The organism is Emcibacteraceae bacterium (genome assembly GCA_041396985.1).
Lineage (GTDB): Bacteria > Pseudomonadota > Alphaproteobacteria > Sphingomonadales > Emcibacteraceae > Pseudemcibacter.
The window spans coordinates 120431-140976 of record JAWKXO010000004.1 but is presented as its reverse complement, the minus strand read 5'-3'; the positions used below and the strand labels follow the sequence as shown (position 1 = coordinate 140976).

Annotated in this window: 18 protein-coding genes and 1 pseudogene; 14 read left to right on the top strand and 5 right to left on the bottom strand. The window is 45.6% G+C overall.

Features of this window, described 5'->3' with window-relative positions; all coding sequences use genetic code 11:
• Positions 1-104: 104 nt before the first annotated feature.
• The 4 genes and pseudogenes from R3D86_11640 (at position 105) to groL (ending at position 3171) form a co-directional block, all read left to right on the top strand.
• Complete coding sequence (locus R3D86_11640) at positions 105-833, top strand: phosphatidylserine decarboxylase (GenBank protein ID MEZ5758862.1); 729 nt, start codon at positions 105-107, stop codon at positions 831-833.
• The gene (locus tag R3D86_11635; protein MEZ5758861.1) at positions 830-1027 is read left to right on the top strand and encodes a hypothetical protein; all 198 of its coding nucleotides are present in this window, start codon (positions 830-832) and stop codon (positions 1025-1027) included. The genes R3D86_11640 and R3D86_11635 overlap by 4 nt, the downstream gene beginning before the upstream one ends.
• Positions 1028-1178: 151 nt before the next feature.
• The gene (locus R3D86_11630; protein MEZ5758860.1) at positions 1179-1466 is read left to right on the top strand and encodes a co-chaperone GroES; all 288 of its coding nucleotides are present in this window, start codon (positions 1179-1181) and stop codon (positions 1464-1466) included.
• 50 nt (positions 1467-1516) lie between these two features.
• Positions 1517-3171, top strand: a pseudogene (gene groL, locus R3D86_11625) (chaperonin GroEL).
• A 373-nt stretch (positions 3172-3544) separates the two neighbouring features.
• On the opposite strand, the gene R3D86_11620 reads toward groL, so the two are convergent.
• On the bottom strand, positions 3545-4381 hold the full coding sequence (locus tag R3D86_11620) for an ATP-binding protein (GenBank protein ID MEZ5758859.1): 837 nt from the start codon (positions 4379-4381) through the stop codon (positions 3545-3547).
• 103 nt (positions 4382-4484) lie between these two features.
• Between R3D86_11620 and yajC the strand changes: the two genes are divergently transcribed.
• From yajC to R3D86_11590, 6 genes are all read left to right on the top strand, one after another.
• Complete coding sequence (gene yajC, locus R3D86_11615) at positions 4485-4820, top strand: preprotein translocase subunit YajC (protein ID MEZ5758858.1); 336 nt, start codon at positions 4485-4487, stop codon at positions 4818-4820.
• 36 nt (positions 4821-4856) lie between these two features.
• On the top strand, positions 4857-6473 hold the full coding sequence (gene secD / locus R3D86_11610) for a protein translocase subunit SecD (protein MEZ5758857.1): 1617 nt from the start codon (positions 4857-4859) through the stop codon (positions 6471-6473).
• An 11-nt stretch (positions 6474-6484) separates the two neighbouring features.
• Positions 6485-7435, top strand: a complete 951-nt coding sequence (secF, locus tag R3D86_11605; protein MEZ5758856.1) for a protein translocase subunit SecF — start codon at positions 6485-6487, stop codon at positions 7433-7435.
• On the top strand, positions 7435-7809 hold the full coding sequence (locus R3D86_11600) for an Mth938-like domain-containing protein (protein MEZ5758855.1): 375 nt from the start codon (positions 7435-7437) through the stop codon (positions 7807-7809). Before secF ends, R3D86_11600 begins: the two co-directional genes overlap by 1 nt.
• Before the next feature lie 154 nt (positions 7810-7963).
• On the top strand, positions 7964-8626 hold the full coding sequence (locus R3D86_11595) for an OmpA family protein (GenBank protein ID MEZ5758854.1): 663 nt from the start codon (positions 7964-7966) through the stop codon (positions 8624-8626).
• A gap of 127 nt (positions 8627-8753) precedes the next feature.
• Positions 8754-10118, top strand: a complete 1365-nt coding sequence (locus R3D86_11590) for a serine hydrolase (GenBank protein MEZ5758853.1) — start codon at positions 8754-8756, stop codon at positions 10116-10118.
• A 73-nt stretch (positions 10119-10191) separates the two neighbouring features.
• Here R3D86_11590 and R3D86_11585 read toward each other — a convergent pair whose 3' ends face one another.
• On the bottom strand, positions 10192-10668 hold the full coding sequence (locus tag R3D86_11585) for a urate hydroxylase PuuD (GenBank protein MEZ5758852.1): 477 nt from the start codon (positions 10666-10668) through the stop codon (positions 10192-10194).
• A gap of 14 nt (positions 10669-10682) precedes the next feature.
• Positions 10683-10829 (bottom strand): hypothetical protein, encoded by a 147-nt coding sequence (locus tag R3D86_11580; protein MEZ5758851.1) that lies wholly within the window; start codon positions 10827-10829, stop codon positions 10683-10685.
• Between the two features lie 153 nt (positions 10830-10982).
• Here R3D86_11580 and R3D86_11575 point away from each other — a divergent pair, with 153 nt between their 5' ends.
• The gene (locus R3D86_11575) at positions 10983-11825 is read left to right on the top strand and encodes a phytoene/squalene synthase family protein (protein MEZ5758850.1); all 843 of its coding nucleotides are present in this window, start codon (positions 10983-10985) and stop codon (positions 11823-11825) included.
• Here the strand turns inward: R3D86_11575 and trmFO are convergent.
• Both trmFO and uvrA read right to left on the bottom strand, forming a co-directional pair.
• Entirely contained in the window at positions 11793-13169 is a 1377-nt protein-coding gene (gene trmFO / locus R3D86_11570; GenBank protein ID MEZ5758849.1) for a methylenetetrahydrofolate--tRNA-(uracil(54)-C(5))-methyltransferase (FADH(2)-oxidizing) TrmFO, read from the bottom strand. The genes R3D86_11575 and trmFO overlap by 33 nt on opposite strands.
• A gap of 399 nt (positions 13170-13568) precedes the next feature.
• On the bottom strand, positions 13569-16409 hold the full coding sequence (uvrA, locus tag R3D86_11565; GenBank protein MEZ5758848.1) for an excinuclease ABC subunit UvrA: 2841 nt from the start codon (positions 16407-16409) through the stop codon (positions 13569-13571).
• 148 nt (positions 16410-16557) lie between these two features.
• On the opposite strand from uvrA, the gene ssb reads away from it, so the two are divergent.
• The 3 genes from ssb (at position 16558) to R3D86_11550 (ending at position 20311) form a co-directional block, all read left to right on the top strand.
• Complete coding sequence (gene ssb / locus R3D86_11560) at positions 16558-17025, top strand: single-stranded DNA-binding protein (GenBank protein MEZ5758847.1); 468 nt, start codon at positions 16558-16560, stop codon at positions 17023-17025.
• 141 nt (positions 17026-17166) lie between these two features.
• Positions 17167-17781, top strand: coding sequence for a cytochrome c oxidase assembly factor Coa1 family protein (locus R3D86_11555; GenBank protein MEZ5758846.1), 615 nt, complete (start codon positions 17167-17169; stop codon positions 17779-17781).
• Between the two features lie 739 nt (positions 17782-18520).
• On the top strand, positions 18521-20311 hold the full coding sequence (locus tag R3D86_11550; protein MEZ5758845.1) for an L-lactate permease: 1791 nt from the start codon (positions 18521-18523) through the stop codon (positions 20309-20311).
• Positions 20312-20546: the final 235 nt, after the last annotated feature.

The window sequence follows — 20546 nt, the reverse complement described above, 5'->3', positions numbered from 1 at the left end:
TGCTGATCTGCAGTATACCATTAGTCTTATTTTAATAATAACAGGATAACATCAGGTGCAGTTGAATATAATACATACAAAATATACCGGGTGACGTAACAAAAATGAATATATTCAAAGCGATAAAAGTCATTTTCTGGCAAATTGCCATATTAGCCGCCTGCTGTATGGTTATTGGATATTGGGCGGTCCGCTTTCCATATCCTTCACCGCTTATATTTGATCTGCTCGGCCCGAATAAGCGCTGGCCGACACAGCAGGTTGCCGATTGGGTGACATCCAGTAATATTGATGAAGGTTTCATGGCATTCTTTTACCGAGATCCCGACCGTAATATCCCGGCTGGTGATGATATGGTGGCGCCGGCTGATGGCAGTATCCGTTATATTGATGAAAAGGACGGTATTAATTATGTGGTCATTGCCCTGACATTCTGGGATGTTCATGTTCAGCGCTCCCCGGTTGCCGGGATTGTCGTCAAAGTGGAAGACCAGGGCGATACATTAATGGACGGTGAAGCCTATAATATGGTTTATCTGAAAGAAAAGATGGGTCCGGTTCAGAAAATTATCCATATCCAGTCTGACTGGGGACTTATTAAAGTACGCCTGATCACCAGTGCGCTTGCACGCAGAATCGAAGTCTGGCCAAAGGTTGGAGATAAAATTGAAAAAGGCCAGCGCCTGGGAAGGATTCATCTGGGCAGTACCGTTGTTGTCGATGTACCTGATCAGTTTACACCGGCCGTTAAAATCGGTGATGTGGTTGTCGGCGGTGAAAGTATTTTATTTAAAGCCGAAGAGCTGAAAAAAATTGAAGGGGAGCAATTATGATCTGGAATAAAGATGAAAATCGCTTTAGCTGGAGCTTTATAATTCTTGTTGTTTACTCAACCCTTTTCCTTGTGGCTTTTGACCTTATCTGGCGGCTGGTAAATATTGGTTTCATGGAACTTGCTGTGGGAGGAGCGGTGCTCTGGTTGATTGGTGCTGTGAGCATTATTTTTAAAAGCCGGAAAAAATCTTAGAAAAAAATATAATTTTTTTTCATACACGCCTTGACTATTTCCCTGTAACGATTATCTGTTCTCTACAGCTGTTAGCACTCTCACATGATGAGTGCTAACACACATTGATTTAACACTTTAATATTAACAACCCAAAAAAGGGGTAGAGAAAATGGGATTTCGTCCTTTACACGATCGCGTCCTCGTACGTCGCGTTGAAAATGAAATGAAAACAGCGGGTGGTATCATCATCCCTGATACAGCACAGGAAAAGCCAAGCGAAGGTGAAGTCATTGCTGCAGGTAACGGTGTAAAAGCCGCAGATGGCAAAGTCACGCCACTTGATGTTAAAGCAGGTGACAAAGTGCTGTTCGGAAAATGGTCCGGCACTGAAATCAAAGTTAACGGTGAAGAACTGTTGATTATGAAAGAATCCGATATTTTAGGCATCGTTGAATAATCGGCGCCTCAATCAGTAATGAAAATTAGCAAAAATAAGGAATTTTAAAAATGGCTGCTAAAGACGTAAAATTTGGAACTGATGCCCGCGCACGTATTGTTGCCGGTGTTGATATCCTTGCCAATGCAGTGAAGGTAACGCTTGGTCCAAAAGGTCGTAACGTACTCCTTCAAAAATCATTTGGCGCACCGCGCATCACAAAAGATGGTGTATCGGTTGCAAAAGAAATCGAACTTAAAGACGTTTATGAAAATATGGGCGCACAAATGGTCCGTGAAGTCGCTTCACGTACCAATGATGTTGCCGGTGACGGTACCACAACAGCAACCGTGCTTGCACAAGCACTGGTTCGGGAAGGCTTTAAATCAGTTGCTGCAGGAATGAACCCGATGGATCTACGTCGTGGTATTGACCTTGCCGTCAACAAAGTTTCTGCAGAACTTAAATCACGTTCAAAAGAAATTTCTACAAGTGAAGAAGTGGCGCAGGTAGGCTCCATTTCTGCCAATGGTGAAAAAGAAATTGGTCAGATGATTGCAAACGCCATGGAAAAAGTTGGTAAAGAAGGCGTGATCACTGTTGAAGAGGCCAAAGGTCTTGAATCAGAGCTTGATGTTGTGGAAGGAATGCAGTTTGACCGTGGATATCTTTCCCCATATTTTATTACAAACGCTGAAAAAATGTCGGTTGATCTTGATAATCCGTATATTCTTCTTCACGAATCAAAACTTTCAAATCTGCAGACAATGCTGCCAATTCTGGAAGCTGTTGCACAGTCCAGCCGTCCGCTTCTGATCATTGCAGAAGATGTGGAAGGTGAGGCACTTGCTGCGCTTGTTGTTAACAAACTTCGTGGTGGTCTAAAAATTGCCGCGATCAAAGCCCCTGGATTTGGTGATCGCCGTAAAGCCATGCTGGAAGATATCGCAATCCTGACAGGTGGCCAGGTTATTTCTGACGATCTGGGTATCAAACTTGAAACGGTTACGCTTAATATGCTGGTACAGCGAAAAACGTCAATATCACGAAAGAAGATACAGTGATTGTTGACGGTGCCGGTTCAAAAGAAGATATCGGTTCGCGCTGTGCACAAATTCGTACACAGATCGAGGCTACATCGTCCGATTATGACCGTGAAAAACTTCAGGAGCGTCTTGCCAAACTATCCGGCGGTGTTGCCGTGATTAAAGTTGGTGGTGCGACAGAGATTGAAGTGAAAGAAAGAAAAGACCGCGTTGATGATGCGCTTCATGCAACACGCGCAGCTGTGGAAGAAGGAATTGTCCCAGGTGGCGGCGCTGCACTTCTTTATGCCATTCGCGTGCTTGAAGGCGTTAAAGGCGACAATGCCGACCAGTCTGTTGGTGTTGATATCGTGCGCCGTGCCCTTGAAGCACCAGCCCGTCAGATCGCACAAAATGCCGGTCATGATGGGGCTGTGATTGCCGGTAAAATGAAAGAGCAGAAAGACATCAACTTTGGTTTTGATGCACAGACAGGTGAATATAAAGATCTTGTTGGTGCTGGTATTATTGACCCGACCAAAGTGGTTCGTACAGCTCTTGAAGATGCAGCTTCTGTTGCCGGTCTGCTGATTACTACAGAAGCCATGGTTGCTGAAATCCCTGAAGAAAAGTCCGGTGGAATGCCTGATATGGGTGGCATGGGCGGTATGGGCGGCATGGGTGGTATGGGCGGTTTCTAAACCCCTATATAAAACAGCGCTTTACAAGCTTAAATTAATGTACTATATGAAGGTCGGAGAGTTTCTTCGGCCTTTTTTATGGCCGGATGTCAAAATTTGCCACAATTTGGATTTAATTAAAGTGTAATGATTATCGGGTATAAAAAGTTACTTAAAAAAACAGGCGATTCTCTCTAATAACGCTTAAAGCTTGAGTAAAAAATTATGAATAAACATTCCGACATTTATAGCGTAGAATATTATCTTTCCCGGTTGGACGCGACCGAAAACAAGCCATTAATAATGCCCACTGCGAAAAAGAAAACTGCCTTTAAAATCCTGGTTCAGGATCACATTAAAGATAGTTTTTATCTTATTGATGCATAAAGATAAATTATAGTTTAATACCCATTCTTCCAGCCAAATCCTGCATATACTGATAAGCGACACGCCCTGAGCGTGCGCCTCTGGTCCTTGACCATGTCAAAGCTTCAGTATGGATGTTTTTTCTGTCCGCTTTGATCCCGTGATGGTCTAGATAGCCATCAATCATTGAAAGATAATCTTCCTGATTGCAGCTATGAAAACCCAGCCACAGGCCGAATCTGTCGGAAAGGGATACTTTTTCTTCCGTGGCTTCGGATGGGTTAATGGCAGTTGACCGCTCATTTTCCATCATATCGCGGGGCATCAGGTGGCGGCGGTTTGATGTGGCATAGAAGATAACATTGTCCGGCCGGCCTTCAATACCGCCCTCAAGGACGGCTTTTAATGATTTATAGGTACCATCATCATGGTCAAAGGATAAATCATCACAGAATAGAATACAGCGTTTATTCGACGCCCGAATGATATCAAGCAGCCTTGGCAGGCTTGGGATATCCTCCCGGTGGATTTCAATCAGGACCAGATCTTTTATCCAGGCATGAATTGCTTTGACAAGTGAACTTTTTCCCATTCCGCGCGCGCCCCAGAGCAGAGCGTTATTGGCGGAGTGACCGTCTGCGAACTGTTTTGTATTTTTAATAAGGATATCGCGCACATGGTCAATTCCTTTAAGGATATCAAGATCGACATGATTGACGTTTTTAATGCCGACCAAACGGTCCGGGTCTACCTGCCAGACAAAAGCATCCGCTCCTTCCAGGCTAGGGTTTGGAAGCGCCTGCGGAGCCAGACGATCCAGTGCATCGGCAATTCTTGATAATGTTTTATTGTCAATTTCAGGCATGTTTTGGTCGATTCCTCAAAAATAAAAGCTTTATCCTTGTTTTTACGCTGTCATGCGCTTATATCCAATAGATAATTTTTATAATAATAACGAGGAATATAAAATGTTTATTTCTGAAGCATATGCACAGGGTGCGGGTGCGCCAGGTGCAAATGGCCTGATGGATTTTCTGCCATTTATTCTGATTTTTGTTGTTTTCTATTTTCTGCTGATCAGACCACAGCAAAAACGCGCTAAAGAACATAAAGCAATGGTTGAAGCGTTGAAACGTGGTGACAAGGTCATTACATCGGGTGGGATTATCGCCAAAGTTACCAAAGTCATCGATGATGAAAAAGTCGAACTGGAAATTGCGCCGGATGTTAAAATTCAGGTGCTAAGGGCGACAATCAGTCAGGTACAGGGTAAACCGGCCCCGGCAAATGACGATAAAAAATAATTAGTTTAGACGGAAAATTATAAACGGATCTGGAAAATGCTCGAATTCCCGCGCTGGAAAGTAATTACAATTCTACTCGTCTCATTCTTTGGAATGTTGCTTTCCCTGCCAAATTTTCTTAGCGATGAACAGCTTGAAAAATTACCATCCTTTATGCCAAGTGGCAGGGTAACACTCGGACTTGATCTTCAGGGTGGAGCACACATGCTGATGGGGGTCGATGTCAGTGAAGTGATCAAAAGAATGCTTGAAGACAAGCGGGATAATATCCGGGATGACCTGCGCGATGAGAAAATTACGCACAGAATTACCATTCGCGGTGAAGAACTTGTTGTCACATTAAATAATGCGGCTGACCGGGAAAACGCCACCCGCGTTATAAGATCATCTATTGAAAAAGTCGGTGCCAGTATGACGTCAATCGGCGCGGATGATCTTGTTATTGAGGATGGCAGTGGACCGGTCATTAATTTGCATCTGTCGGAAGCCGCGGTCATTGACAAGAAAAACCAGACCGTCGCCCAGTCAATTGAAGTATTGAGACGCCGTATTGATGCCATGGGAACCAAAGAGCCAACCATTCAGCAGAACGGCGAAGACAGCGTTCTTATACAGGTACCGGGTATCAAGGATACTCAGGAGCTTAAAACGATTATCGGCACGACAGCCCAGATGAACTTTCACCTGACAGATCTTACTGTGAGTATGGCGACCCTGACCAAAAACAGCCGTGTCCCGCCGGGAACGAGCGTGCTTCCTTCCTATGAAGTTGATGAAAATGGTAATCCGCTTGCCTATTATGCCATCAAAAACAGGGTAATGGTGCCCGGTGAAGACCTGGCGCAGGCAAATCAGGGTGTGGATCAGGACAACCAGATTGTTGTCAATATTACCTTTAATACAAAAGGTGGAAAGTTATTTGCCGATGCGACAAGGGCCAATGTCGGCAAACCATTTGCTATTGTGCTTGACGGTAAAGTCATCAGCGCACCGCGGATTAATACGGCTATTCTTGGCGGGTCGGCCAGCATTTCCGGCGGCTTTACCGCGAAGGAAGCCAGCGATCTGGCGCTGCTGCTTAGAGCAGGTGCCCTTCCAGCACCACTCACTGTGGAAGAAGAAAGAACAGTTGGCCCGGATTTGGGGGCAGATTCTGTTGAAGCAGGCAAGAAAGCCTCTATTATAGGCCTTTCGGCTGTGATGATATTTGTCATGCTGACTTACGGATTTTTTGGGTTCATTGTCAATGTGGCCCTTACCGTTAATATCTTTATGATATTTGGCATTCTTTCGCTTTTTGGAGCGACCCTGACACTTCCCGGTATTGCGGGGGTGGTCTTGACGGTCGGGATGGCTGTTGACGCCAATGTGCTGATTTTTGAGCGGATCCGTGAAGAAATAAAACGCGGCAAGAGCGTTCTCCCGTCTATCGAGGTGGGATATGACCGGGCGCTCAGCACCATCGTTGATGCCAATGTGACCACACTGATTGCCGCGCTTATTCTGTTTCAGTTTGGATTGGGGCCGATTAAGGGGTTTGCCGTTACCCTGGCAGCCGGTATTTTTACCTCCGTATTTACGGCGGTCAGCCTTTCCCGATTAATGATTGTCACCTGGGTGCGTAAACGACGCCTCAGCAGTCTTGTACTTTAAAGGAGGAACCCATGAAACTACTTAAACTGGTTCCGGAAGATACACATATTAATTTTATTGGTGTGCGGAAATTTGCCTATGTTTTGTCGTCATTGCTGCTAATCAGCTCAATTGCACTCTATATTGTTAAAGACCTCAATTTCGGTATTGATTTTAAAGGCGGTTTTCTGATCGAAGCACATACGGATCATGCCACGGATGTCGGGAAAGTCAGGAGCCTCACCAGTGAGCTTGGCTTTGGCGATGTGGCCGTGCAGACATTTGGGCAGGATAATGAAATTCTCATTCGCCTAGAATATCAGGAAGATAAGTCCTTAAGTGAGGTTGTTGATATTGTCCGTTCCACCCTGGAACAGGGTATCGGCGATAATGTAAGATTTGAGCGGACGGAATCTGTTGGCCCCAAGGTTTCCGGTGACCTTATTGAATCAGGAATATTATCAGTGCTTCTGGCGATAGGGGCGGTGCTCTTTTACATCTGGGTGCGCTTTGAATGGCAGTTTGGTCTTGGTGCAGTGATTGCGCTTATTCATGATGTGCTTATAACTATCGGCATGTTTTCATTAACCCGGCTTGAATTTAACCTGAATATTATTGCGGCACTCCTGACCATTGTCGGTTATTCCCTTAACGATACGGTGGTTGTGTATGACCGCATTCGTGAAAATCTTGGTAAATACCGCAAGATGGACTTACCGGAACTGTTAAACCATACCCTTAATGAAACGCTTTCCCGTACAACAATGACGTCATTTACGACGATCATTGCCCTGTTTGCGCTGTTTTACTTTGGTGGAGAAGTGATCCATGGTTTCACGGCGGCGATGATCTGGGGTATTTTTGTCGGTACATATTCATCGATCTTTATTGCATCGCCTGTGCTTATGTGGTTTGACCTAAACCGTGAACCGACGGCAAAGCCGGAACCTCATAAGGAACATATCCCAGAGCAGTTCAGGTAATGGAATTTAATGAAATAAAATCCAGCGAAGAAGCCTTCATTGCCGGTTATGGTGACGGGGGCTTTCGCATGGGTGAAAGTCGCTTTGAAGGCTCAATGCTGATCACTCCGAACGGGTTTTACCCCTGGGCTGTGACCAACAAGGACGATATTACCCTTGAAAGCCTGTCTCCTATTCTTGAGGCGGCAGAAAATGTCGAAATCCTCATTATTGGTATGGGGGAAAGAATGGCGTTTCTCGATAAGACAATCCGTCAGAAATTTGGCCAGAATGACATTGCCATTGAGGTGATGGATACCGGGGCCGCAGCCCGGACCTATAATGTCCTGCTACAGGAAGGCCGTAAGGTTACAGCGGCACTTATTGCAATCTGACCTTATTAGTCTACGCCCTATTTTTAACATTTTTCCCTGTCATATAAGTTGTCTGAACATAAGCAGAATAATAGAAAAAATTTTATGTTTAAGCTTTTATTAATTTCCGCTCTTCAATAATTATCAAAATTTAAAAATTAATGGATGACCAGATATGAAAATGATTACCCGTAAACCAGTAACCCTTATTTTGACCTCAGCCTTGCTGCTGTCGGCTTGCGCGACTGATCCCTATACAGGCGAGAAAAAAACATCCAACACAGCCGTTGGTGCCGGAATTGGCGCTGTGGTCGGGGCCATTGGCGGCGCGATAGTCGGTGGTAACAATACCCGTAAATCAATGCTGATCGGAGCCGGTGTCGGCGCACTTGCCGGTGGTGGCGTCGGTTTTTATATGGACCGTCAGGAAGCTAAGCTGCGTCAGCAGCTTCAGAACACCGGGGTTCAGGTGGTCAGAAACGGCGATAATATCATCCTGAATATGCCTGGCAATATTACCTTTGCCACCAATAGCGCGGATGTGAACCCCAATTTTTCCGATGTTTTGCATTCGGTAGGACTGGTCCTAAAGGAATATGATAAGACCTATGTCGATGTGCTCGGGCACACCGATTCAACCGGGTCTTCCAGCTATAACCAGATGCTGTCCGAGCGCCGGGCCCAGTCGGTTGCCAACGTCCTGATGAATGAAGGTATTATTGGCCAGAGAATTATTGTTAAAGGTTTGGGCGAAGACTATCCAATTGCCGACAACAGCACAACTGAAGGCCGGTCCTTAAACCGCCGGGTTGAAATTGCTCTGTCCCCTGTTACCTGATAGAAAACTCCATACTGTAATTTAAGGTCGGATCAGATGGTCCGGCCTTTTTTGTTTTTGCGCGGTCCTTGCTAAGATATCAAAGTTTCTGATAAAACAATCTTTCAGTAATGTGGGGAGCAAAGAATTGACAGTTAAAACAGCCGGTGAACTTTCAAGACGGCAATTTTTATCAAAGAGTTTTTATGGTGCCGCTGGTGCCGGGCTCGCCACATTATCCGTTACTGGAGGTGCGAGGGCGCAAAATGCAGCTGCAAAAGGCGATATTTATTTCCCGCCACCGGAGGATCAGGGCGGTTGGCGCAGTGTTCATCCGCGGGATTTGTCCGGCATTAATGCTGAAAAACTTGAAAAAGCGGTTTCATTTCATGACCAGTCCCCGGTAAGTTTAAGTCGTGGGGCAGCGCTCCTGATCATTCATAAGGGCGCAGTGATTGCTGAAAGCTATGTTACGGGCCGTAAGGGCGGGCCGAAAAACTGGACAGCGAAAACCTGCAACGATATGAAGTCGTCAACCAAATCGGTCTTTGGCACCGGGGCGGGTGTTTTTCTTGATGAATTTAAAGACCAAGTCAGCCTGGACAGTCTTCTGGTTGGGGAAAGCAGGGAAAATTCTCTTATCCCGCAGATCTGGGACCAGCCCATTACTGATGAAAGAAAGATGAAAATCAAGGTCAAACATGTGCTTTCGATGACTTCCGGACATGCCGGGCCGGAACCTTGGTTGGGGACTGCTAAACGCCAGCATAAAGCGGGCTACGGCGGCGCATATCAGATGTATGAATATTGTTTTGGCTGGTGGAATTTTGAAGGGGTCGCCTCCCACGAACAGCTTCTGTTCGCGCCGGGAAGCGATTTCATGTATAGCAATTTCGGCATGGAACAAATGGCATTGGCCATGCGGAATATTTCCGGCAAAACTCTTGGTGAATATACTTATGATAAAGTACTCGGCCCAATTGGCATGCCCATAGGGCTTCGCAATAATCAATATCGGGATATGCCCTATTCCGACAGTTTTGAACTTAATTTTGCCGATAATCAGGGTTGGGGCGTTGGTGGTTCGATAGGCTGTGATGCTTATGGTGCCGATGGCAGCAAAAGCCCATATGGGTTTAATTCTATTGCGGGAAGCACATTTCGATGCACGGCCCGGGATTATGCCAGGCTTGCCTATCTCTGGCTCAATGGCGGTCGTTGGAAAGGTGAACAACTGGTGCCGGAAGCGTGGCTCAAACTGGCAACAAGCCGGTTCCAGCGCAAGGATGGATCAACACCCAATAATTACGGCTATTCATTCTGGGTGATGGATGACCTGCCGGGGGTGCCAAAGGACTTATTTATGTCACGCGGGCATAATCAAAATCACAGTTTTATTATTCCCAGCCTTGATCTGGTGGTCGTAAGGCAGGGCAATGACAACAGACGCGAAATTGACGGTGTATCCTTTGAAACAGCGCTCATACAAAAAATCGTCGAGGCTTTAACATAAGGTAACCAAGAAAAAGAATAAAAAAAGCCGGGTTTTAACCCGGCTTTTCTTCATTGATATGCTCAAATGCTGATTACATGATCGGGTTTTGAACCGAAATCATGCTGGCAAGCATTGGGATTGAAAGCATTGTATTGGTACGGCTGAAAAGCATGGCACGACGGGCCATTTTTGGCTTTAATGCTGCGTCCGCTTCAACAATACCAAGGGCAATTTTCTGTGCCGGCCAGATAATGAACCAGACGTTAAAGGCCATGATCAGGCCAAGCCACATACCGAAGCCGATATTTGGCTGCTGAAGCATCAGTGCCTCAACCAGATATCCGTTTCTCCAGGCCAGTGCGAGACCAAAGAAAACAGTGAAGAAAGCACCCCAACGGAACCAGAATAGGGCTTCCGGTGCAATCACTTTGCCGATTGCCGGTTTTTGTTCATCCGGAATTTTCGGCATGCTTGGAATTTGCACAAAGTTGAAGTACCAGAGAATGCCGATCCACATAATACCGCTAAGTACATGGAGGTAACGAATTAAAAACAGTTCTGTGTCCATAATAAATCCCTCCTTTACATATTGTTCATAACATCAGAGATCGCGGCTTCCGGCGCGCTCATCTGGCTGTCATAAATTGCATCAGTTGCGAAAATCATAATCACGGTCAGTACGATACCTGCGACTATGGTCAGTGGTAGTGATTCTAGAATTTTACCCATTTTTTAACCCTCGTGTTTAATTTTAAGTTCTGCGTCCCTTATGGTTCGGATTATCCTGTAAGTTTCCTTAGAACGAGTGTAAACTTAACAGTAAATTAACCTTGCGTCAAAAAGACTCTTGTAACTTTACTTAATTTCAGTCATTTAGGGCCCATGTCAGAATTAGAAACATATTGTGCAAAACAGGTCAAAAAATATGATTATGACCGTTTTCTGATCACATTATTTGCCAAGGCGGACATACGGGAAGATCTTTTTGCCCTTTATAGCTTTAATCATGAAGTGGCAAAAATCAGGGAAGCGGTGAGCGAACCAATGCTGGGTGAAATCAGGCTTCAGTGGTGGCGGGAAGCGATTGAAGGAATTGTCGCGGGCAACCCACGCAATCACGAAGTGGTGTTGCCACTATCCGATGCTTTTCATAGGCATGGCCTGTCCGCAGACAGTTTTATCAGTATAATTGATGCCCGGTCAGCCGATATTTATGATGAAAACCCCAATACAATTGCCGATTTTGAAAAATATCTGGGGGCAACATCGGGTAATTTAATGAAACTCGCAGGTCAGATTTGCGGTGAGCAGGATGAGCATACCTTATCGCTTTGTTATGATCTTGGGATGGTGTGGGGGCTGATCGGGACGATCCGAGCACTCAGATTTCAGCTGGCGCAGGGAAAATTATCGCTGCCACAGGATATTATGCATCAGTTTGAGGTCAGAAAAAGTGATCTGATGGCGTTGGAGGGAAATGAAAATATTAAACGGCTGATCCAGGGCCTTCATCAGTCAGCAACAAACTATCTAAATCAGATTGCAAAAGATAAAAAAAGCATCAATAAGGATGTGAGGCCATTATTTTTGCTGTCCGCCTTAAGCCGCAGTTATCTTAATATGATCCGCCGTGCCGGGTATGACCCCTTTAAGCTGAATGAAAAGGCGAGCATGTTTCCACGTCAGTGCCGTTTATTTTTCAGTGCCCTGTTCGGGGTTGTTTAACCAGTGATCAAGGGCTTCAAGCGCCCTTTTTGATTTATGGGGTTTGCGGTCCTTTCGCTTTATTTTCTGACCGTCAATTTTTTTATAGTCCAGCGGTGGCATAATACCGAAATTAACATTCATCGGCTGAAATGTTTTGGCGGTTCCGGCCCCTTCGATATGACCGCCGGTAATATGATTAATCAGGGCGCCAAAGGCGGTGACAATCGGTGGGGAATTTACACGTTTACCAAGCTGTTCCGCTGCCAGGAAAAACCCTGCCATCAGCCCCATAGCACCACTTTCCACATATCCCTCAACGCCGGTGATTTGCCCGGCGAAGCGTAGACGCGGCATGGATTTAAGCCTGAGCTGATCATCAAGCAGTTTGGGGCTGTTGATAAAAGTGTTTCGATGAAGTCCGCCAAGTCGGGCAAATTCGGCCTTTTCCAGTCCGGGAATTTTTCTGAAAATTTCCTTTTGGAACTTATACTTAAGCTTGGTTTGAAAGCCGACCATATTATAAAGCGTGCCCAGTTTATTATCCTGACGGAGCTGAACAACGGCATAGGGCCTTTCATCACTATGTGGGTTTTTAAGGCCGACCGGCTTCATCGGACCGAAGGAAAGGGTTTCAGGGCCGCGTTCGGCCATAACCTCGATCGGCATACAGCCTTCAAAGAACGGAATATCCTGTTCCCATTCCTTATAGTCTGATTTTTCGGCGTCTGTTATATCCTCAATGAACTGATAATATTGGTCTTTTGACATCGGCAGGTTGATATAATCCGCGCCATCACCCTTATCATATCGGCTTTGGAACCAGGCTTTGCTGAAATCGATCGTGTCCTTATAAATGATCGGCGCAATCGCATCAAAAAACTGTAGCTCATCAACCCCGGTAATATCCAGAATGGCCTTAGCCAGTGCGTCAGAGGTGAGGGGACCGGTGGCAATAATCACGCTGCCCCAGTCTTCGGGCGGGATGGTATCGACTTCACCACGTACAAGCGTAAAAAGCGGACTTGCCAGTAATTTTTCCTGTACATACTGGCTGAACAGATCCCGATCAACAGCAAGGGCGCTTCCGGCGGGGACTTTTGTCTTTTCTGCCGCTTCCATCATCAGGCTGCCCATTCGGCGCATTTCTTCGTGCAACAGCCCGACCGCGTTATTTTCAGGATCGTCTGACCGAAAACTGTTTGAGCAGACCAGCTCGGCAAGGCCGTCTGTCTGGTGAGCATTGGTGCCCTTTACCCCGCGCATTTCATGCAGGATGACGGAAATGCCCGCTTTGAGCAGTTGCCAGGCCGCTTCCGTTCCGGCCATGCCGCCGCCAATGATATGTACAGGGGAAATTGTCATAAAGTCTGCCCGAATTTAGTTTTGATGCTGATAGCATTTTTCTGATCAATATCAAAAAGAAAAAAGGGCCTAAAAATGATAACGCCTGCTTGGGCAAGCAGGCGCATCAAAATGGAGTAAGTTGAGTATTATGGTATTACAGTTATGTTTGGGCATCTGTAATGATTTCAATATAGGACGAAAAGGTTAACAAAAGGTTAACAAAATTAAAAATTTTATGAGAATTTTTGGAAAATCGGACTGTAGTGCTTTAAAGTCATTTAAAATCAATAGGTTAATTTGTCATTTTTTGGCAAAAAATAGTTCAAAATAGTGCAATATATTATGAAAATTATCCGCGCGTACACCAAAAATTAACCATAAAATGCGCCAAAATGACACATTTAAGAGCGTTCTAATTTAAAGTATTTTTGCCAGATATTCTCCGGTAAAACTGCCCTTCGCCTTGGCGACGTCCTCGGGTGTTCCTTCGGCGATAATCATGCCGCCGCCGCTACCGCCTTCGGGGCCGATATCGATAATCCAGTCCGCGGTTTTGATGACATCAAGGTTATGTTCAATGATGATGACCGTATTGCCCATATCCACCAGTGCCTGGATCACCTCCAGCAGTTTTTTGATATCCTCGAAATGAAGGCCGGTTGTCGGTTCATCCAGAATATAAAGTGTGCGTCCGGTTGAGCGTTTGGAAAGCTCCTTTGACAGTTTGACCCGCTGGGCTTCACCGCCGGATAGGGTGGTGGCGGCCTGTCCGATAGTGATATAATCAAGGCCGACTTTCTGCATCATTTTAATTTTGTCCCGAACGCTTGGAATGGCCGCGAAAAATTCAACGCCGTCTTCCACGGTCATATCCAGAATGTCGGAAATTGATTTCCCTTTAAATTTAATTTCCAGGGTTTCACGGTTATAGCGTTTTCCCTTGCAGACATCGCATTTCACATAAACATCAGGCAGGAAATGCATTTCAATTTTTATAAGCCCATCCCCCTGGCAGGCTTCGCAGCGGCCACCCTTGACGTTAAAGCTGAAACGACCCGGTTTATAGCCGCGGGCCTTGGCCTCCGGCAGACCGGCAAACCAGTCACGGATCGGGGTAAAGGCGCCGGTATAGGTCGCCGGGTTTGACCGCGGTGTGCGACCGATCGGCGACTGGTCAATTTCAACAATTTTATCAATATATTCGAGCCCGGTGATATCTTCATGCTTGCCCGGAATGACACGGCTGTGGTTCAGTTTGCGGGCAACCGCTTTATAGAGCGTATCAATTGTCAGGGTTGATTTACCGCTGCCCGATACTCCGGTGATACAGGTCATGACCCCAAGCGGGAATTTTGCCGTGACATTCCTTAAATTATTGCCGCTGGCCCCTGTTATCACAATTTCTTTTCGCTTTTTACCGGCATAATGCCCTTTGCGCCGCTCGTCCGGCACCGCAATTTTTAGGGCGCCACTTAAATACTGACCGGTCAGGCTTTTTTTATTTTTCATAATTTCGGCTGCCGTACCCTGTGCCACCACTTCACCACCATGGACACCGGCACCGGGGCCCATGTCAATCACATGATCGGCGGTGAGAATAGCTTCTTCGTCATGTTCGACCACCAAAACGGTGTTGCCCATATCACGCAGATTACAAAGCATTTTAAGAAGTCGGCCATTATCCCGCTGATGAAGGCCGATTGACGGTTCATCTAGCACGTAAAGCACCCCGGTCAGACCGGAGCCGATCTGACTGGCGAGGCGGATACGCTGGCTTTCCCCGCCGGAAAGGGTGCCTGATTTTCGCGACAGGTTAAGATATTCAAGACCGACATTGTTTAAAAATCCAAGCCGTTCGGTTATTTCCTTGAGCACCCGGTAGGCGATTTCATTTTCCTTATCTGTCAGCTTGGCGCTTAAGCCATCAAACCATTCATAGGATTTACGTACGGAAAGTTCGGTAATTTCGCTGATATGCTTGCCGTCAATTTTAACGGCCAGGGCTTCGGGTCTAAGCCGGTGACCATCGCAGGCATCGCAAGTCGTGGCACTTTGATAACGGGCAAGCTCATCACGCATCATTGAACTGTCGGTTTCGCGCCAGCGCCGCTGAATATTGCCGATCACGCCTTCAAAGCTTTTTTTAACCACATAACTTTTGATATTGTCACTGTTATAGGTGATTTCAATTTCCTCATCACCGCTGCCGTGGAGCAGTACATCTTGAACCTTTTCCGGCAGATTTTCAAACGGGGTTGATGTCTTGAACCCATAATGACGGGCAATGCTTTCAAGGGTCTGGGCATAATAGGGTGAATTTGATTTCCCCCACGGTGCCAGTGCCCCCTTATCAAGCGACAGTTTTCTATCCGGCACCACAAGGTCCGGATCAAAATAAAGCTTCTGGCCCAGGCCGTCACAAACCGGGCAGGCACCAAAGGGATTATTGAATGAAAATAGCCTTGGTTCAATTTCCTCGATGGTAAAGCCCGATACGGGACAGGCAAATTTGGCGGAAAATAATGTCCGTTCGGCTGTGTCATTCGCCACTTCGGCGACAACCAGCCCGTCCGACAGGTTAAGGGCGGTTTCAAGACTGTCGGCAAGCCGGGTTTCAAGGTCTGGCCTGACCACGACGCGGTCCACCACCACTTCAATATCATGCTTTATTTTTTTATTTAAGTCGGGGACGTCCTCAATTTCATAATATTCGCCGTCAACCTTGACCCGCTGATAACCGGCTTTAAGCAGGTCCATGAATTCTTTTCTATATTCGCCCTTGCGACCCCGGACAATCGGCGCCAGCAGGAAAAGCCTTGTCCCTTCCGGCATTTCCATGATTTTATCAACCATCTGGCTGATGGTCTGGCTGGTGATGGGTAGGCCCGTTGCCGGGGAATAGGGGATACCGATCCGCGCATAAAGCAGCCGCATATAATCATAAACTTCGGTAACGGTGCCGACGGTTGAACGGGGGTTTCGGGACGTTGTTTTCTGTTCAATCGAAATGGCGGGGGACAGCCCCTCAATATGATCGGCGTCGGGCTTTTGCATCATTTCAAGAAACTGGCGGGCATAGGCGCTTAAGCTTTCCACATAGCGGCGCTGCCCTTCGGCATAAATCGTGTCAAACGCCAGTGATGATTTGCCAGAGCCACTAAGCCCGGTAATCACCACAAGCTTATCACGCGGAATATCCACATTCACCGATTTAAGATTATGTTCCCTTGCCCCGCGAACGGAAATTTCAGTCAGCATTGAATGCACCCTTTTAGACCAATATATGTGCAATTTAAGGGATTCGAAAAATAAGTAAAGTTCTTATTTTGTTCTTGGTTGCAATCATAGGAGTGAGTGGCTATTGTAAGGGCAACTGGATTCGAATTTAAGATAAGGAAATATGATTATGGCGGGGAGCGTTAACAAAGTAATTTTAATCGGAAATCTGGGCCGTGACCCTGAAATCCGCCACACACAGGACGGCTCACCAATCGTGCAGCTGAGCGTCGCCACCTCCGACACATGGAAAGACCGGGCCACCGGCGAGAGGCGCGAACGCACCGAATGGCACCGGGTGGTGATCTTTAACGAGCATCTTTGTAAAGTTGCTGAAAACTACCTTAAAAAAGGCTCGAAAGTTTATGTTGAAGGGTCGCTCCAGACCCGCAAATGGACCGATCAGCAGGGCGTTGAAAAATACACCACCGAAGTGGTGCTGCAACGCTTTAACGGCGAGTTGACCATGCTTGACGGCCGCGGCGAAGGCGGCGATGGCGGCGGCTACGGCGGCGGTGATTACGGCGGTGGCTCCTCCGGCGGTTTTAATCAGGACACCGGTGGCGGTTCCGATTTTGACGACGAAATCCCGTTTTAAATTCTAATGAAAAGCCCCGCACTGCGGGGCTTTTTTGATAATATATAAGACTGCAATCTGCCCAAAGCAGATATTGAAGTATCTTAATAGTTGACTAAAGTATTCGACTATTATTAGCATTTTGAATTTGGAGGGGGAAGAATGACACAAGAGGTAAATTATGTATCTGGATTGGGGAAAAAATCTATTTTGCCACCGGAACTTAAGGACTGGAACTGGGGAGCTTTTTGTTTAAACTGGGTATGGGGTATTGGTAATAGTACCTACATTGCACTTCTTATGTTTATCCCATTTGTTAATTTAATTATGATTTTTATTTTGGGGGCAAAAGGTAACGAATGGGCGTGGCAAAATAGAACATGGAGAGATTTTGAACACTTTAAGACTGTTCAAAAGAAATGGCGAAATGCAGCATTAATAATTTTTGTTGTTGTTTTCCCATTGTTTTTTGTTGGAATTTCCGGGGCCCTCAAAGGCGAGGCTTTCGATCTATCACTTGCTAAAATACAAGAAAATTCAAATGTTATTGAATTAATTGGAACACCAATAGATGCAGGTTTCTTTGTTACTGGTTCAGTTTCAACAAGCGGACCTACTGGTGAAGCTAGCTTACAGTACTCAATTTCTGGACCAAAAGGTAATGCTGAAGCATATGTTTTTGCATACAAGAAATTTGAAAGGTGGCATTTATACGAAGTTGTTGTAATTGATGAAGCCACTGAACAAAAAATACAAGTGGTTACTCCATCTAATTAAATTATTTGATTTTAATTCATTTGCGAGTGACTGCTTCCGACCCAATGCGACGTTCATGAAGTGACTTCTTAACGTTCACGGAATTTTAAAAGCAGTCATTCCATACATCGCATACCACTATAAGTAAAATTACTGGGCCAATTGTGCATAAATTGATAAGTAAGGACGAGATAACAAGGACTTTTGACCACCAAGTACTAAAATGAATTTCTGAAAAGCAATATAATAATACGCCAATTAAAAGAAAATAAGGAACCATATCAACAGGCAATAAGAATATACGAGGCATGTCTTTGGTACTTTCCCAGATAAGGGATAACAAAAAGTGCGCTACATACAAAGACAAGTAAGGTAGCACCAATGCTCCAAGGAACCAAAGTGCGTTTGCTTTAGAAATTCTTTTCATTCTTATTCCCCTTTTTACGTTAGCAGCGCTCATCTTAACAAATTAATTAAGTTTTTAGGAGATTAATATAGCTTATAAAATCCAGTTTCAATACTTGCAAAATTTACTTATAATCACTGTCCGCTTAGGGTCAGAAGCAGCTAAACAGACTAGTTATCACTTTCGGCAGTTGTCGGCCATCTGGGCGACTTCTAACAATTTAATTCAGCCATAAAAGCATGTTAAATCTGACGATCTGGACGAAAGGATAATTCGCATGTAGTATGTCATAACTGACACTGTGAGCTCAAAATAAAGGTGCAGTAAAATTAGGATTTAGGGAGGGAAAGTATCGTGTACACAGGTATGCTTGCGATAATATCTTTATTGCCAATTTTTTCTGTCGCCGTATTTTTGGTAATGTTACGCTGGCCCGCCAGTCGTGCTATGCCAATTTCTTATTTGGTAGCATTGGGACTGGCGCTCGCAGTGTGGCAGGTGCCATTTGTAAAGGTTATGGCGGCATCATTTAACGGACTGGTTGACGCGTTAGAGCTAATTTATATTATATTTGGTGCAATCCTGCTTTTGAATACATTGCAGGAAAGTGGTGCCATTCAAACGATCCGCAGGGGTTTTTCAGACATTACCCCGGATAGACGCATCCAGGTGATCATTATCGCGTGGTTGTTTGGATCATTCATCGAAGGATCGGCAGGCTTTGGAACGCCGGCTGCGGTTGTTGTGCCGCTTATGGTCGGCCTTGGGTTTCCTGCAATGGCTGCGGTTGTTGCCGGAATGATCATTCAAAGTACTCCTGTCTCATTTGGCGCTCTTGGCACACCAATGTTAACAGGGATTAGCACTGGTCTTTATGGAGACCCGGAAGTGCTCGCCTATTCACAGTCTCTTGGTCTCGAATGGCTTGATTTTATTTCTTTCATTGCTGCGAAAGTTGCGATCCTGCACGCAGCGGCCGGAACCTTTATTCCACTGTTTCTTGTTTCATCGATGACTTATTTCTTTGGTAAAAACCGGTCTTTTGTCGAAGGGCTTAAAATTTGGAAATTTGCCTTATTTTCAGCGTTTGCGATGACGGTTCCGTATTTACTTGTTGCTCTATTTTTAGGGCCAGAGTTCCCCTCTCTTTTTGGTGGTTTGATTGGCCTCGCGATTGTTGTATATGCCGCCAAGTCAGGGTTTCTGATGCCGAAGGATAATGAAATTTGGCAGTTTGACGACAAGGAAAACTGGAATCCCCATTGGATCGGAGGGTTTGAGATAAAAGAAACAGCAACAAAAAGCAAACCCATGAGCATGACCAGAGCATGGCTACCCTACATGATTGTCGCTGCATTATTGATACTCACCCGATTGCCGCAACTTCCATTTTCATCAATGTTGCGTGGTGAGTTTCTGACCTTTACAATTAGTAATATATTTGGCACCGGGCTTGGACAATCGATCCAGCCTTTTTATACACCAGCGGCCCTTTTTGTTACGGTTTCAATAATTACTTATTTTATTCACGGCATGGATTTTAGATCATATGTCCACGCCTGGAAAACATCTGCACGAACAATTCTTTCAGCCGGCGCAGCGTTGGTTTTTACTGTTCCTATGGTGCAGGTTTTCTTAAATTCTGATGGTGGTGCGGCTGGTTATGAACAGATGCCTATCGTCCTTGCCGAGGGTGTCGCCGCTGTTGCCGGATCAGCATGGCCGTTCTTTTCCACATTCATTGGTGGAATTGGTGCATTCGTTGCCGGAAGTAATACTGTAAGCAATATGATGTTTTCCCTATTCCAGTTTGGTGTTGGAGAACGAATTGCCGCCGACCCCACATGGATTGTTGCCTTGCAAGCCGTCGGCGGCGCTGCCGGTAATGTCATTTGTGTGCATAATGTGGTTGCTGCATCTGCTGTCGTTGGGTTGGTGGGGCGAGAAGGCGAAGTGATCAGAAAAACACTGCCAATTTTTATCTATTATGCTCTTTTTACCGGATCAATCGGTTATGGTATTATTTCATTTGGCACAAATGGCGTTTTAAACGCAGGATTTATAGTCATGGCAACCATTATTGTTGCCGCTTGCGCCCTGATCATTAAATATGGCAGCGGTAAGAACAGAGCGCGTGCTACTTGAATTAATGCTCTATATTAATACTCGTTAGACCTTTATAGAAATAAAGATCCTAGCGACAAAGTTAGTGAAAGATAGACGTCCCTCATTGAGGATTTAATATGATACGGTTCTGGGCAGCGATTGGCTGGATGGCCACTTCCGACCCAAAGCGGACAATGAATATAAGTAGGTGACCACTACAGGTATTTGCAATCTTCCATTTCGTAATTCCATGCCCCTCCCTGCGTCCAAGTAG